Below are 16,543 nucleotides of genomic sequence, written 5' to 3'. Positions count from 1 at the left end.
AATCGCCTCCTCCCGACCGTTTAACCTATCGTTACATGATGGACCCTGTTCGATTACTGCGAGATTCCTAGAATGCGGTAAGCGACCGCCGCCAGATCCTGTATCCCAATTGGACGCGGCGTAGTAATACCTAGCGCCTTGTACAACGTCCAATTGATGTCCGCGTTGCTTTGCCCGTAGTGTCTTCCAATGACCGCCAAATCCCCGATAGTCAATACGCTTGATCCAGACAACGTTTTTAACGATCCGTTGAATACGGACGTCGCTGCTTCCAATTGCGTTCTCGCTTCTTCAATTACTGCCTGGGAGCTGGCTGGATCGGCCAGCGCGACGTTGGCCGCAGCAAGCTTTGCTTGCAGCAGCGCTATGGAACCTGGCGCATATTGTCCAAGGAGCGAACCTTCTATCGCGCCGGTCAAGCGGCTGTTGGCCACGGCAATTGCCGCGATCAGAGTCGACTTACCGATAACCTCAATCTTCACGTTATGGCTGGCCGAGCTTACCTGCGTTTCGGTAACGCCGTCCGAGATGATGACATGATCGACTGTAATGGCGTTAAGCTCAACAGTCGCACCGACGTCTTTCGCCTTGAAGCTCAGTTCCAACAGATTATCCGTATTGGAAATCGCCTGGCCCACACTTGCGGCAAGGAATCGAATGTTGGCCTCACCGCCGCCCGAAGTGCCTTCATGATCAAGCACAATCGAGAAGCCGTTTACTAGAGAGATGCCTGACACGTATTCCACCTTCGCAGGGTCGTAATGAACGGTCAGATCGATCGCATAGACGTTGGACGTCACGTTGTTCAAACCAAAGTTCAATTTGAACGGTTGCCCGGATACGATGGAAGCCGCTCCGCTCAACAACGCGCCTTCTTGACCGCTGATTGAGATCAGCGCGCTGCCGCTCAAACTGGACCCGCTAGCTTTCGCCGTTACTTTCACAACGCCATTCTTTTTGGCCGACAGTAATCCCGTCTCGCTGATGATCGCCGCATTAGTCTCGGAACCATCTTCTGCGGTTACTGACCATACGGCCGGCACTCCTGCCAACATTTGCAACGTTCCGTCTTTCGTTGTGATGGAAGTCGCTCCACCCGCGCCGGAAACCACCGGCGGCTTATCAACAAGTGTAACCACACCCCATTGTGAACCGTTAGCATAGGACTGTCCGGTCATGTCGTTCCACATGATAACGTCCTGACGACCACCAGTTGCTTTCGCATCATTAATCTGCAAATCAAATCCAATTACACGATCAACGGTAGGAACAACGGTTTTAAAGGGAATCTTCGTTTCAATGTAATAACCGCCATCCACAACTTTGGCAAAAGATTCAAAACCCGCACTAATACTGGTTGGATTAAAGCTTTTCGCATTCAGATAGTTAATACGGTATTGTCCCATACCTGTGCCGTAGGAGGTTTTTTTACTATTGGTCTCATCCACAAAGATTTCGACCGAGTCATGCTCATGCGCGTTGCTGCTGCTGCTGTTAAGCTCGGGAGATTTTACACGCACTAGAACATATAGGTTACTATCGTCCCATAGCACTTTAGCGGTGCCATCCGTCTGACCGTTCGCCATGGTCAGATGCTTAAGTATCGGCAGCGTGGGGGCCTTATCCCAGAGTAGGTCAAGAACGGCACCACCGAGAACTGGTGTACCGTATACGGCAGTCGAAACTCCGATAGGTACCAATTGAAGTGCTTTGATCGCACTGCGCAACGCGTAGTATGAATTATCAACTGCTGCCTGCCCGATCCCACTATTTGAGACGGCAGTCTTGGCCTCATTTAATGCGCTTGCAAAAACGTTCCATGAATTGCTTGTATAAATGGTAGCTTCCTTGTTATTGGCCGCCGCAATCAAGGCGGTCAGCAGGGTTTTGTCGACCGCTGAGACAATAGGGTTCGCAGGTCCACCACGGCCAGCTTTAACATTGTTAAAATATGTTTCTACTTTCGTAATTTCGTCAGCTGTCAGCACCCTGTCGTAAATGAGAATCTGCGACACCCTGCCCAAGAAGCGGTAAGGGGTTGCAGCCGCCATCGTGTAACCCACGCCCAGATCCGAGCTGTTCCCTAAAAGCGCCTTAGCGTTGGTTCCAGTGCCGATGACATTGTTATTAACAAAAACGGCTCTATTGGCTCCGTTTAGCTGCGCCCGAACGCTGACCAGACCGTCAGTGGCTGTTGTTGTAATTTGTTGCCCGCCACCCGATACGCCACCATCTGTGTTACCAAAGCGGACGTTAACTCGGTTTGTTCCTACACCCAGATTAATACCGCTCCAACCGCTGTTGGCCGCCCAAGTTTGATAAGCCTCGTTCAATCCGAAATAAACAAGACCACTTTGATCACTAGAGTTGTTGGCTGTGGTTGTTGGTCTTACTAGTGTGTAAATCGTCATCTGTGTACTGCCGTTATAATTTTTAAAGCCTGCAGCTTTCAGCGGTCTTGACATCGCTGCAAAATCGACATAGTCGTATCCATCGTTCTTTAACGTTGGATTGCCGGTTGGTGTTCCAAGATTATCACCGCCGCTGCCGGGAACATTCGCTGGGACAAGCTTCGCCGTGACGCTTCCCATATTTGTCCATCCAGTCACGTTCCCAGAGCTATCTTTTTCCAAGCCCTCATCAGCCTTAAGCCATAAGTCAAGACCATTTCTAGGAATATCGACAGGCGTCATATCACGCACCACGATACGAGCGTGCGACTGGCTGAGAACATTGCCTTCTTTCGACCGTACATAAATAATGTATGGACCCGGCAAAATTGGCGCTGTTAATTCTATCATGCTGCCGGAGGCCATTGTTTCTTTGTCACTCTCAATAAGATTCCCGTCGCTTGATGAGGAAATCCATATTTGTTTGGTGGCGTCGTCCAAATCGTATGCCAACCTGACTTTCCCGCCAGGGGCTACTGACACGTCAGCTGTGAGCAATTTATTCGCTTCGGATACTGTGGTGGTAAAATTGATTGTCATTGCAGGCGTCGTAGTGCTGCCTACCAAAGTCCAGCTTCCTGAGGTGGGGATTTCGTACCCATTGGTCACGGACTTGCCGTTAAGTGTATAGGTGTAATCACTACTCAAAGTCAGTTTAAGCGGTCTTACCGCTGAAACATCGTAACTTTTCCCATTTTCCACGTTGGTTGCTGAACCGCTCGCGTCGACGTATACCGTATACTTAGAAGTGGCCGTATCTCTGCCGTCTCCATATTTGATATATAATTTGTATTCTCCTGCGACAGACGGAGCGTTGATTGAATTGACATCGCCGGCAGCTTTCGTCATCGTACTGCCTTCATTAAAAACAGTCGTGTTCGCAGGTGCGACCCAAACTGTATCTTGAGCTTTTAGCAGACCCCTGCGGTTCAGCTTTTCACCTTTACCCATGATGACGTTGGAAGCCAACTCAAACTCGGTATCGGCAATGATGCTCCTAGGAATCATCTTCGTGTATTCGTTGGTAAGGCCCGAATTCAGAACGATTTCGTTGCCCTTAAGAGGCCAGATGCGGCTTGTGCTTTTGTAATTGTCATAAGTAGTCCTAGGGGCGCCATTCTGGTTGTTATCCCCGTCTACGTAACCTTGGACCATAATCATATCGCTTTTGCGCTTCCAGTTGTTAAACTCAATAAGTCGGCTCTGCCCAGCAGCATAAGAAAGCTTTGCCTGCACGACGTTGCCTATCATCTTGATGAACGTGCTGCCTTCGTCGGGATGGAACCCGTTCATCCAGTTGTTGGAGTCCGTAGGTTTGTCAGTTGGATTTGGGTTTAGGAAGTTATAGTTCATCTCGGTGAAATTCGTCCAGTTGTCAGAATTCCAGTTACTATTCTTGTTAGTGACAGGGTCGTTGGTCAAAGGGTAGACGGTGCTGATAGTGTCCCATGTCCCTCCGCCCGGCAAATTACCCGGATCTCCCTGCCGGCCCAGTGAGTAAATGGCTCCGGAGTCGTTAACTACTGTGCAAATTTGCTCTATCCGGTTATAGTTTATTTTATTATTCCTGGAAGTCGTAGATATTGCTGTAGACCTTGCAATGCTTGTTTCACTTGTACCATTGTAAGGGCCGCCAGTCTTGGTGGTACCTTGGGCAGTAAAGCCGAACCCATCATACTCGTCCCAACCCCAGCCGATGCTCATGGCGCCGTAAGTGGTGTCATAAATGTAGTTGTGCAGTACCTGCATATTCGTTGTGTAGAAAGATGCCAGTGCGTTGGCGCCAGGGAATCCGTAGCAGGTCCTGTACAAAAAGTTATTTGTAATATAAATATTTTCCGGCACGGCTTCCGTACCCGCCTTAAATTTCTCCTTATCAACGCCAGCCCAGTTCTTTATTGGCGTGCCAGAGGCCGAAACACTTGATTCATGCGTAATCGCCACATCGTTTTCATAGATATGCTGCGGATGTCCGATTACAATGCCTGAAGCGAGCGTATCTACGATATAGTTACCCGAGATTTCGATATCCTTGGCATCATTTTCCACATGGATGCCATTAAATCCGGTAAGCCCGATCTCGCCGTTCAGCACCTTGATATTCCTCGCTGCGTTGATCATTACCGCTGCTGGCGGTATGTCATACCCACGGTAGAAAGTCTCATGCCAGTTTATACTGCTGGGGAAGTAAACTTTGTTCACGATAGAGCCCTGAACGGACGCATAGCCGCGGGAACTGGTTGTTACCGGACCGGATCCGTCGCTAAGTGTATAAGTGCCTGTCAGTTCAGTCAGTTTGTAGTCGGTATGGGCGAACTTCAGCCCGTTGAAAGTTATGTTTTTGACACGTCCATCATCCGAGCCCGCAATAGGGTTCAACCGATCTCCTACAGGGATCCCTCTTATGTCGAGGACCGTCTCAAGATTTGGAATAACCACCTCGGCAGTATTAATATCTTCGCCTGCAAGCGGGATGTAATACAGCGTGCTTTCTGCCTGGTCGAAATAGAAATCTCCGCGTTTGTTGAAGAACTCAAAAGCGTTGCGGATTACTTGATTGTTACCAGGATTGTATTGCGTGTTATTACCCAAAGACTGTGAAATGAACCCATACGGCATCTGGAACCGGAGCATGACACCGCCGGGCTTGTTGCTGGCTGCCGGTGCATCTTCGATCGACGCGAAGGTGATAAAAGGCCTCGCCCATCTGGCGGTGGAGCCGCCCGTGCTTTCAGCTTCGATGTTTTGGGGGTTTTTCGTTGTCTTCGTCAAACCTACGCTGGCATCGAAAACGATAGCCGCTCGGATGTTGGTGCCGTTCTGCCACGCCCAAGCGTTATTGGAAGCGGTAAAGCTGGCTGTGGGGGTGCCGGTGACGGTTCTGTTAGCCGAAGCTATTTCTGAGCTCTTCGTCATGGTGGCACCCTTATCATTTACATAAAGTGCGCGTAACTTATCGCTCCGGTTAAGGGTCGTTTTATACGCCTTTAAGCCGCCAGTCTGGGTAAGGCCAACTGCTTCTGTCCATACGCCTTTATTCAACATCTTACCGGCGCTGATTACTGGCTTCGCACCTGGTGCCGCCTCATAGCGAATCGTGCTGCTTGCACTTCCGGAATCATCCTTGTCGAAAACGAGGGTTTCATCAAGCGAATAATATCCATCCGCAATTTGAACGACGATATCACCGCCGGTCTTAGGCAGAGTCCTTACTACTGTTTTTGCCTTGGCAAGCGTTTTATACGGCTTTGCTTGTGTTCCGTCCCCTGTATTATCATTCCCATTTGTAGCAACATAGATAGTTGCACTTACTGTACTTGCTGCACTGTCAGCCGCAACTACCGACCCTGAAAATGGTAACATGGAAAATAGCATTACCAAAGTCATAATCCAAATGAATGCTCTATTTCTCACTTTTCTAAAACCTCCTTGGTTTAAAATTCAAAACTGGTTTTGGTTTAGCACGCCAGTAGGAGTTTTGTTCGAATCACCCCCTTCCATTACGAACTTAACAGCGTTATGTAAGCGATATCATTTCTGAGTTCATTGTAGTTTTTCACGACTCTTTCGTACAGAGACAATCATACGGCCGGAAGGAAATTTGTAGGAACATTGAAGGAAAAGCTCAAGTACCATCGGGTAACGTACTCAAGCTATGTTTTGACTATCTCCTCTTACAGGTCGTTGAGCGTGATTTCCATGTAGTTTCCTGTGTAGTGGATTTGCGTTTTCTTCTCTGCCTCTTTGAGAGAACCATCACCATCACTAATACCCAAAAATGTTAGGTTAAATGATTGATTTTGACTCATTCCGGGATAAGAGCCTTCCCGCTCTTTGATAATGAACGTTCGGTTCTCCTCATCCCACACCATACGAATAAGAGCATAAGCACCCTTTTCATAGTTATAATTGTCTCCTTCGTCTTCATAGTAATCGAATGTGCCGTGCTGCCCCGTGTAGACACGAATGTGTCTATTATCATCCGTACATTGTTCAGCAAACTGAATACTCCCGCCCATCGGCACGATCGATCCAGCCTTCACATAAAGCGGTATACGGTCAAGTGGAGCTTCAGCTTCTATCATTCGCCCACCCTCAAAGATGCGATTCGTCCAGAAATCGTACCACGCCGTTCCTGCTGGCAAATAAACATCTCTGGTTTTCTTCACACCTTCTAGTACGTCAGAATTACTATTGTAGTACATGGGCTCAGTGACTGGATTTACTAAGAAAGCAGGACCAAACATATACTGATCCCCGATGTTAGATGTGTTGGGATCATGCCTGAAGTCAAATGATAACGCTCGCATTAACGTATAATCATAGTGATAAACGTGGGCAGATAAGGAATAGATGTATGGCATTAATTCGTATCGAAGACGGAGAAATTTAACAATGGCATCATATACAGGCTCACCTGGCTCACCAAATCGCCATACCTCCCTGGGGGTATCCGTTCCATGAGAACGAAACATAGGAAGAAACGAACCGTACTGGAACCAGCGAGCATACAATTCCCGATACCCCATATCCTGGATGCCTGAGTCGTAATCGCCATTCCAAAACCATAGATCAGGTTTGTTTTGGACAAAGAAAGCTCCGATATCTACCGTCCAATATGGCGATCCTGTTGCGCAAAAATTCAATCCAGCTGGGATTTGCTTCCGCAGCGTCTCCCAATTTGCCGCAATGTCACCCGACCATGTTACCGTCCCATAACGATGCTGCCCTGCATAAGCTGAACGGGTCAGGTTCACGACGCGTTTGCTATCTGTGGTCTGGCGTTGCCCTTCATAAATGCCTTTGGAATGTAGCAAGGAATAAGCGTTAATGAACTCCTGGTCCAGATACAGCTTCGCTTCTTCTGTGTTAATTTGCATCCGTTGTTCGGGTTCAGGTTTGATAGATCCATGCCAATCTGCTTCGAAAGGCTCTGTGCAATCACACCACCAAGCATCAATGCCATGTACAAAAAGACCCTCGTTTGCCTGCTTCCAGTACAATTGTCTGCCTTTTTCCTGGAAAGCGTCATACGTTGCCTGATTGCCCAGCAAGCAATTATTTTCATTCATTTCCTTATTGTTGTCGCTCTGAGGATTCATAATGGGCCAAATAGATACCATCATTCGTGCATTCATCCCGTGAAGCTCTTCCACCATAGCTTTCGGATCTGGAAACCGCTCAGGATCGAGCGTTTTCTGACCCCAGAGTTCCCCAGTCCAGGACTTCCAATCCAGCACAATGCAATCAAGCGGCAGTCCTCTTTCACGATACTCCCGAACTACAGCTATCAATTCTTCTTGCGACGTATAACGTTCTTTGGACTGGATATAACCGAACGACCACTTGGGCAGCATCGGCGCTTTTCCAGTTAATTTACGGATCCCATGCACAATACTGTCCATCTCCGGACCATGAATGAAATAATAATCCATTTCATCGTCTACTTCTGTCCATATATAGGAACCAAAAGCATCATCACGAAACGTCATCATGGAATAGCTGTCCACTACAATGCCATATCCACGCGTAGATACAAGGACGGGAACAACCGCCTTCATATTTTGTTGATATAAGTATTGATGTGTTCCCCGCAAATTCATTATGCCTTCTTCGTGCGAACCCAAGCCGTATAAAGCTTCATCTTCCATCCATTCAAACTCAAGCTTTGTATGAAATGCTTTTCGATCTATTACTTTTCTCACGTTGTCGGCTCGGACACGCAGGCCATCGGCTCCTTGTCCAGCTTCGATATTGGCGGATTCATCAAACACGGATTTCGTAACATCCATGGGGACAAGCGTTTTGCCTCTACGATCTGGCTCTTTGGTCAATACAGCTCCTGACGCATCCAGATAAGTAAAAGCCCCTGTCTTCTTTAAGATACGGATTGTCAGTTCTGCCGTTGAAAATAATAAATGACTTTGCTGATCTTCTACGGTGAAGGGAATCTTCGATTCAGGCAAGCCTGTTACCATTAGACTTTCTTGCGTACTAAATTCGGCTTCCAATGTATATCGAATCCTAATGATCTTGTTGGAATACGGCACGAGCATGATTCTCCCGCTTGTCGTTTCTACAAGCAGACGATCCCTCTGCACACTATGTCGAATGATTTGCATCATAATTCTCCTTGTCACAGAAATGTGTATGCCTTATCCTTTTACCGAACCAGATGTCATACCTGAAATAATGTATCGCTGACCTAATAAATATAAAATTATAGCGGGCAGACAGGTCAGTACAATATCAGCACTAACTAGATTCCAGTCCATTTGATATTGACCGAAGAAATTATAGACGGATAACGTCATTGGCCACTGTTTGGCATTGTTTAAGAAATAAAGAGGAAGTAAGAATTCATTCCATGAATTAATAAAAGCAAGAATAAATGTGGTCACTACAGCAGGCATTAATAATGGAAATATGATGGAGAAGAATAGCTTTAGTGGGCCGCAACCATCAATAATACCGGATTCGTCGAGTTCTTTGGGGACGGTTCCCACAAATCCATATAAAATAAATACACTGAATGGAATTTGCACGACTGCGTACAAAATAATGATTCCGATTTGCGTATTCATCAAATGAGTCATTTGCATAACCTTGGTTAAGGTAAAATAATTGATGGGTATGGCAATCCCTAAAATTAAGAAATAGTAAAAAAAACGATTCCATCTAGAACGGTTCCTAGCGTAAATATAGGCTGCCATTGCAGCTAATAGTACGCATAAAATCGTAGAAACTCCGGTATACAACAAGCTATTTAAGAGAGAACGAAGTAATTTCCCTTTTTCAATAACGACGAGGAAGTTTTCGAAATGTAGTTGTTTAGGCAAGTCAAAACCCATCGAGCTAGCCTGCGTTTTATCCTTTAACGAATTAATCACTATTAACAGGAGTGGAGCTAGCGTGATCATACTTACGATCCAAGCAGCCATATTTTTCAAACCATTCTTCACCATGTTCAGCTTCATTTGCCCACCTCATCTTCTTTGCTCATCCATTTGACTGCAAAAAAGCCAATCACGATCATAACCAGAAACATAACTGTAGACAAAGCAGTACCTACACCATAACGACCGAGGGAAAATTCCTTGAAAACGCCAGTATACAGTACTTCTGTTTCGTATCCCGGTCCACCATTCGTAAGCGCGTACACAATATCAAATACTTTGAATCCATATATGAAATTAAGAACCGTCGTAACCGTAAGCGCTGGCATCAAGAGAGGCATAATAATATGCTTGAATTTATTCCAAAAATTGCTGCCATCCATTTCCGCAGCCTCATAGTACATATCCGGAATGGCTTGAAGACCTGCCAGCAGAATGACCATGATATAACCGACTCCTTTCCAGGTATCGACAGCAATAATGGATTTAAATGCCAAATGAATATCCGTCAGCCAACTTTTAGCCAAAGCATCCAAACCGATGGATCTTAAAAACTCATTCAGTAAGCCAACTTCAGGATGCAGTACAGATTTAAAAATTAATCCTACAATTAAAGTAGGAACGATAACTGGCATAAAGATAACAACACGATGAAAGTTTTTACCTTTAATGCCATGATTTAAAATTAGAGCAAGGAAGAGCCCGATTGCCGTTTTCAGAATGGCCGTTGTTATCGTGAACGTAATTGTATGATTCAAATAGGATACGTATTTCTCATTCCCTGAGAAGATCGTTCGAAAATTATCAAGTCCAATGAATTCAATTCCTTCGCTATAACTGTTCCAATCTGTAAACGAGTAGTAAATTCCCATAAAACCTGGGATTACAAAAAACAGCAGATACAGTACCAATGCGCCGAATGAAAAATAAAAGGGATAAATGCTTTTGTTCATTGTAGGACTCTCCGCTCCATATTATCTTCAGTAACAACCCAGCAAGAGGTATTATCCTATCCACTGGGCTGTTCTGATTTATACTTTTATCAAATTATTGTGCCCAAGCAGGGTCTTTGGCTGCTTTTGCGGCATCACTTCTTCTTTTATCGATGCTTTTCAAAATATCCTTAGGCTGCATTTTCCCTGTAAACATCGCTGAAATGTCTTTCCCGATATCCATCCATTGCGGATTTAGGTAACTAATGGATGTTTGATACACGGTGCCTTGTTTTTTGCCATACGTATCGAAGAATGCCTTTTGATCAGGTGTGTAACGGTTCTTAATATCTTTGAAATTCAAAGCTAAGAACTTCGGTTCGTTATCCAAAAAGAATTGCAAGTTTTCTGGCTTCGTCAAATACTGAAAATATTTCTTTGCCAAATCAATATGTTTGGATCCTGAATAAATAAATTTACTTGGCGCAGCAGGATTCACATTTAATATCTGATTGTCAGCAAGCGGCATCAAGAAATAGCCAAATGTATCCGCTTTAACCTCTGGGAACGCTTTTTCGATTTGTGCCGGCAGCCCAAGATTATACACCGTCATCGCATATTTGCCGCTTGCCATGTTCTTTTCTGTATCAGCGTACGTATTTGAAAAGTAGTTTTCTCCCATGTAACCCGACTTCGCAAGTTCATTGAGTTGTGTAAGTGCCTGCTCCATAATCGGTACGTTCGCGAATTGCTCTTTATTACTATTCAGCTTATCCGTTAATCCAGGATTTGCTTCTTCAAATTTAGGCCCAAGCTCAGGAAACCAGAGCACATGATGCCAGCCATCAGACACGGGTTCATAAATAGGCGTCGTGCCTGCCGACTTGATCTTCTCTGATACCGCTTTAAAATCAGCATAAGTAGTCGGTACTTTTAGGTTTAGCTTTTCATATATTTTCTTGTTATATACGATAACCCAGTCATAACTTGGATCCCAAATGGTCAGTGCATACACCTTTTTATTAAAGGATCCTTGTTCTACAAAAAGAGGGTCTTCTCGTTTTACCCATTCTTCCCCACTTAAATCAACCGCATTTTTTTCGACACCGTACAAATTGTTCAAATCAAGCTGTCCGTCCTGTCCACCGAAAATATCCGGCGCTTCCTTCGCATTAAGTTTCGTCTTCAAAATATTCTGGTACTGATCTGATGGAACGATTTGGTAATCAATATGAATGCCTGTCTCCGCCTCAAACTTCTTTGCGAGCTGCATTTCAGAATCCTTTATCCAGTCTTGGCTAGCCATGTATGTCAGTGTAACTTTTTCTTTTGGCAATTCTGTTGATTTCGCACTATTGGTAGCACCGCTTGAAGCAGCTGGTGTTACCGTCTCCGCTTTACTTCCACATCCTGCTAACACAGACGCCATAATCCCAATCGACACAATCACCGTTAATGTTTTTTTCATTGGTCTCGTTTCCCCTTTTCACTTGTCGTCGATAATGTTTACGCTTTCATTATATATGCAATTCATTTCTACCTTCCATGGATTTACAATGCTTTATAACTGGACATTCTTTACCTCTGTCAAATTTCTTTTGACAATTCCCTATAAACACCGCAAACTAAACATAAAAAATCTTATTCATGTATTCAGTAGGAGACTATGGTCATTCAAAAACGTACCATTCGATTCGTTCTTTTTCAGACCTATTCCTTAATCATCATAGTGGTATTATCGTTAGTTGTTGTACCTTTCTATATCTGGTCATCCGATTTATTAAAGAAAAAAGCGGTTGAATCTCTTGATAATCTCTCACAATCCATGCAGGACAAATTAGACCTAGAAATTAGAAGAATTGACTCTGTATCCTTAAATATTTTGTATTCTAATCTTGTGAAAGACAAATTCCTTAAATTTACTGGTGGATCTGGCGACACGATCAATAACAATAAAGATCTAGCAGACATTTTAGTTGCAGCAAATGGACCTGCTCTCCCGGTCAATCAAATTAATCTATATGATTTAGGAGGAAACATGTTTGGATCCGGCATCGACAACCGGAGAACGAAGGTAAACTTGCCTAATAAACTTTGGTATGAAGAGGTGCTCGCAAATACCAAAGGCAAATACATCACAATTCCTGAGAAGGATGATGAGCTTTCACTATTCCTATCCTCCAAGGATGCGTATTCCATCTCACTAGTTCGGTTGTTTTTCGACGCTAATAATACCCCGGAAGGTATCGTAGAAGTCAAGCAAGATGCAGACAAATTATTTACCAACATTAATGATTACATGAAGCACAACTATGGGCAAAAGGTTATTGTATATACGGATATTGGGGACATTATTTATCCAACTAACCCCAAAGCTAAGGAACTAATTTCTTAGTTTACCCTTCTGCAACCCAATTCCCATTCAGCTATGAGCAACATCCGTAACCCTATTACAAATGAGAAAGAAATTTATAGTATCGCTCATTCCGAATACACAGGTTGGAACATTGCACTACTTGTCTCCGAACAGCAATTATTAGGCCCTTTAAATAATTTCACCAAAAAAATCGCCATGGTTAGTTTCGCCATTCTACTACTTGCTATTTCGCTTTCTTACCTTGCAGCTAAACGTATTACAAAGCCAATAGCAAGAATGCATGCCACTATGAAATCCACCAATTTAGTAGGTATCACCTCTCATACCCATTTGGAACTAAACAGTGGTCTAAACGAGCTGGATCGCTTGCAGTTAGCTTTTAACAAGATGAGCGAAAGATTGAAAGAATCCATGGACCAATTGTTAATGTCCCAGTTGCAGGAACTTCAAGCTAAAATGTTAGCGCTTCAATCACAGATGAATCCTCATTTTTTATACAATACGTTAACTACGATTTCCATCATGGCCGAAGAAAATATGAACGAGCAAATTGTAATCATGATTGAGAATTTATCTATGATGTTAAGATACATATCCGCTGATAATTCATCTCTTGTTCCTTTAGAAACTGAACTAGCCTATACCGAAAAGTATCTGGAATGCATTAAAATCAGACATAAACAAAACGTTCTGTATACATTTGAATTGGCAGATGATATGAAAAATATTCCAGTTCCAAGATTAATTATTCAACCACTTGTTGAGAATTCGCTGAAGTACTCATCCAAACTGTTGCCTCCATGGACAATTAAGGTGAGAGGGTATCAGGAGAACGACCAGTGGTTCGTAGAAGTTACCGATAATGGACCTGGATTTGATCAGAGTGCCATCGCTGAATTTACGAATAGGATTCGGGAAATCGAACAAACCGGGATCATTCCTGGGCTGCAGCTTGATGGTATGGGACTACTGAATATTTATCTCAGGCTAAAAATTTCTTACAGTACAGATTTGTATATGCAAACTATTAACCTACCAGATGGCGGGGCAAAGGTTATCGTTGGAGGAAAACGTTGAAGGGGTGAGTCGAAGTGGAGCATACAACACAAATTCGCGTTGTAGTCGTTGAGGATGAAGAATTGATTTTGAATAATATTGTTAAGAAAATTCAATCTCTAGATACTTCCTTTGTTATCATTGGTACTGCTCAAGACGGTTTGTCCGCGCTGAAGGTGCTTGAAAATAATACTGTCGATGTTTTATTTACGGATATTCAAATGCCTGCCATTGATGGATTAGAGCTCTTAAAACAAGTCTCACTTCAATTTCCCCATATCGAAAAGGTAATCATCAGTGGGTACAACAATTTCGATTACGCACGTCAAGCCATTAAATTCAATGTGAATGAGTACTTATTAAAGCCGATCATCACCAGCGAATTAGAACAAGTCCTAATTAAGATTAAGATGTCAATTGAAAACAAAAGGCAGTTACCTAAGTCACTGCCTTCTTCCGAGAAAACGATGCGTGCACCTGAAGAAATTGTGCAGATGGTTCAACTATATTTAAAAGAAAACTTTTATGAAGAAATTACACTGGAATCGATCTCCAGACACTTTAATTTTCATCCTTCTTATCTTAGTAAAATTTTCATCAAACATTCCGGGGGCCCGCCTTCCAAATACTTGACAACAGTGCGCATCAATCACGCCAAATATTTGCTTACAAAGGAAAAAAATCTCTCTATAAGAGAAATTTCCCAGCGTGTAGGCTACCCAGATCCTTATTATTTCAGTAGAATTTTCAAACAAGTTGCAGAAAGAACCCCGACGGAGTATCGGAATTTGTTTGAGTGATTGCCATCTTCGTGCGCTTTGTGATCCATCCCCAACAAAGCTATCATAGGAACAAGTTACCTCTGATAGCTTCTTTAAGTTATATTAAATTAAAATATTATTATTTTTTAGCCAAGTTATCATATAATTTTTGCATGATCTCTACATAAGCATACGAAAGCACGCTACAACCAGAAGTAGCCGCGAAAGATCCTGCAAGATCAAGCAAGGAACTGCGGAAAGCCGTTTACTCCATAAACGAAACGGTCAAAGCTAACATATCATTTCTTTTTACAGTAACCAAAATGGAACTGTCACCACAGTCATATAGAGCCAAGGCATTCGCCCTGGCTCACCATTGTTACATTTTACAGCCCCAAGAAATTATAAATAACTTGCGAAGCCTCCGCTCTAGTTCCGACACCTTGAGGTATGAATAAATTAGCCTCCCGGCCTTCTATAAGATGCAAAGCTCTCGCATTCCTAACATAAGTCACGGCCCATGGTGATACAGCGTTCTCATCATCAAACGCAGTTCCCGAAGGTATAGCAGCGTCACTGTGTTGCATTCCATAAGCCCGCATGAGCATAGTAACCATTTCTTCTCGTGTAATTGATGCCTCAGGCGCGAAAGCCGATGCGCTCTTTCCTTCTACAATCCCGGCCTTTACTGCTATTGATACTTCAGGATAAAACCAATCCGATGCTGAAACATCCGAGAAAGCGATGTTTCCTTTGTTGGTTAAATGAAGAGCTCTAACCAGCAATGCGGTGAATTCAGCCCGAGTGACCTTTCGCTCCGGCTCAAACTGGGAGTTGCTCGTACCGGATAAAATATGCTTGGCAGCAAGTTCCGTAATGACATTGTTCGCCCAATGGACATTTGGAACATCTTCGAATGTTTTTGTATATTCTAAGGCTGCGTATTTACTAAAGTGATAAATGTCGGCAGAAATTTCTCCGTTTGCGTACTTGCCTCCTATAAACTCAAGCTCTCCGTCATCCGCAATGAAATAAATAGAAACTAGCTTAGAATTTAAGGAAGGATCTACTTTAAATCGCAAAGTAATTGGCTTTGTGAAAGTTGTCAAGGAAGTGATCTGATTGTCACTCGTGATCAATTGTAAACTGAATTCATACGCGTTACCAGACGGTTTTAAACCGACATTATGGGACTGCTCACCTCGATCTATTAGAGTGTCTGCTTCATTACGCGACAGAGGATTCATAGTGAAAACGAGCGTACTTTTATTCAATTGATCCTCAGATAAATTTCCTCTTAGCTGTTGCAAAACTTCGGGAGGTAGTTCAACGCTAAGATTCTCTTTTTTAAACTCTAGACTTTTTAGAGAGTCCATACCGATTCGATTCACCGCTACACGTACTACATTGTCCGTTTCTGGAAACTCTACTGTTTTCTTGCCATGACCATCGTCTGTAATCTTTACCGAATCAGTGATAGGATTACCGCCTGTGTTACCACTACCACCACCATTACCGTTACTATTACTCACAATGCTAACGCTTTTCTGAGCACCACCAGCTGTATCCAAAGAATTCAATTGGGAATCCACTAAGATAATGTTGTCAAGCACGATGTCCGCTGTTCCGGTCGCTAACCCTGTAAAAGTAAGTGTAAATAAGTTGTTACTTCCATCTAATCCCCGATTGGCACCTACGCTTGTATGTGCGATCTGAAGTTGATTGCCATTGAGGATAGGGGGAACTGTAAATCCTCCTAGTGCATCACTTACTGCAGTTTTGAATTGAAGCTTCGTTGAATCAAAAGTAAGATTTATCTCATAGGCATATAAGTCATTCAATTGTAATCCCTGAATACTAACCTTCAGATCGCTACCTACGACTGTCGAGTCAGAGGTTGTTATCAATTTAAATTGCGGTGAACTATCAGCATGTGCTGTGGATAAGGGAAGTATCCAAACCGTGCATAAGAACATGATTGCCAAAACCCTTCCCGTTAAAGCTTGTCTTTTGAGCATAGCTTCTTCATCCTCTCCGCTAAAATACCGGAAGAAGGTATTACGCTACCTTC

Annotated in this window: 9 protein-coding genes; 3 read left to right on the top strand and 6 right to left on the bottom strand. The window is 43.6% G+C overall.

Annotated features, from left to right (window positions below; genetic code table 11):
• Nucleotides 1-53: 53 nt before the first annotated feature.
• From HQN88_RS32445 to HQN88_RS32425, 5 genes are all read right to left on the bottom strand, one after another.
• The gene (locus HQN88_RS32445; protein ID WP_216855903.1) at nucleotides 54-5,864 is read right to left on the bottom strand and encodes a sugar-binding protein; all 5,811 of its coding nucleotides are present in this window, start codon (nucleotides 5,862-5,864) and stop codon (nucleotides 54-56) included.
• A 260-nt stretch (nucleotides 5,865-6,124) separates the two neighbouring features.
• Nucleotides 6,125-8,575, bottom strand: coding sequence for a glycoside hydrolase family 31 protein (locus HQN88_RS32440; RefSeq protein WP_246320589.1), 2,451 nt, complete (start codon nucleotides 8,573-8,575; stop codon nucleotides 6,125-6,127).
• 30 nt (nucleotides 8,576-8,605) lie between these two features.
• Nucleotides 8,606-9,427 (bottom strand): carbohydrate ABC transporter permease, encoded by an 822-nt coding sequence (locus HQN88_RS32435; RefSeq protein ID WP_173120090.1) that lies wholly within the window; start codon nucleotides 9,425-9,427, stop codon nucleotides 8,606-8,608.
• On the bottom strand, nucleotides 9,424-10,299 hold the full coding sequence (locus HQN88_RS32430) for a carbohydrate ABC transporter permease (protein WP_173120088.1): 876 nt from the start codon (nucleotides 10,297-10,299) through the stop codon (nucleotides 9,424-9,426). Before HQN88_RS32430 ends, HQN88_RS32435 begins: the two co-directional genes overlap by 4 nt.
• 94 nt (nucleotides 10,300-10,393) lie before the next feature.
• Nucleotides 10,394-11,746, bottom strand: coding sequence for an ABC transporter substrate-binding protein (locus tag HQN88_RS32425; RefSeq protein ID WP_173120086.1), 1,353 nt, complete (start codon nucleotides 11,744-11,746; stop codon nucleotides 10,394-10,396).
• 198 nt (nucleotides 11,747-11,944) lie between these two features.
• Between HQN88_RS32425 and HQN88_RS32420 the strand changes: the two genes are divergently transcribed.
• The 3 genes from HQN88_RS32420 to HQN88_RS38520 are packed head-to-tail and all read left to right on the top strand — an operon-like array spanning nucleotide 11,945 to nucleotide 14,511.
• On the top strand, nucleotides 11,945-12,673 hold the full coding sequence (locus HQN88_RS32420) for a cache domain-containing protein (RefSeq protein WP_173120084.1): 729 nt from the start codon (nucleotides 11,945-11,947) through the stop codon (nucleotides 12,671-12,673).
• 33 nt (nucleotides 12,674-12,706) lie between these two features.
• Nucleotides 12,707-13,732, top strand: a complete 1,026-nt coding sequence (locus HQN88_RS32415) for a sensor histidine kinase (RefSeq protein ID WP_173120082.1) — start codon at nucleotides 12,707-12,709, stop codon at nucleotides 13,730-13,732.
• A gap of 14 nt (nucleotides 13,733-13,746) precedes the next feature.
• Nucleotides 13,747-14,511, top strand: coding sequence for a response regulator transcription factor (locus tag HQN88_RS38520; RefSeq protein WP_173120080.1), 765 nt, complete (start codon nucleotides 13,747-13,749; stop codon nucleotides 14,509-14,511).
• A gap of 347 nt (nucleotides 14,512-14,858) precedes the next feature.
• On the opposite strand, the gene HQN88_RS32405 is transcribed toward HQN88_RS38520, so the two are convergent.
• A complete protein-coding gene (locus HQN88_RS32405; protein ID WP_173120078.1) occupies nucleotides 14,859-16,490 on the bottom strand; it encodes an S-layer homology domain-containing protein in 1,632 nt (543 codons plus the stop codon).
• Between the last annotated feature and the right edge of the window lie 53 nt (nucleotides 16,491-16,543).

The sequence above is a fragment of the Paenibacillus qinlingensis genome, from assembly GCF_013204845.1.
GTDB classification, from domain to species: Bacteria; Bacillota; Bacilli; order Paenibacillales; family NBRC-103111; genus Paenibacillus_E; species Paenibacillus_E qinlingensis.
This window is presented reverse-complemented; position numbering and strand designations above follow the sequence as displayed.

Coding starts and splice junctions, on each gene's coding strand:
- HQN88_RS32440 (WP_246320589.1), bottom strand. CDS start 8,575: ATGATGCAAATCATTCGACATAGTGTGCAGAGGGATCGTCTGCTTGTA.
- HQN88_RS32435 (WP_173120090.1), bottom strand. CDS start 9,427: ATGAAGCTGAACATGGTGAAGAATGGTTTGAAAAATATGGCTGCTTGG.
- HQN88_RS32430 (WP_173120088.1), bottom strand. CDS start 10,299: ATGAACAAAAGCATTTATCCCTTTTATTTTTCATTCGGCGCATTGGTA.
- HQN88_RS32425 (WP_173120086.1), bottom strand. CDS start 11,746: ATGAAAAAAACATTAACGGTGATTGTGTCGATTGGGATTATGGCGTCT.
- HQN88_RS32420 (WP_173120084.1), top strand. CDS start 11,945: ATGGTCATTCAAAAACGTACCATTCGATTCGTTCTTTTTCAGACCTAT.
- HQN88_RS32415 (WP_173120082.1), top strand. CDS start 12,707: ATGAGCAACATCCGTAACCCTATTACAAATGAGAAAGAAATTTATAGT.
- HQN88_RS32405 (WP_173120078.1), bottom strand. CDS start 16,490: ATGCTCAAAAGACAAGCTTTAACGGGAAGGGTTTTGGCAATCATGTTC.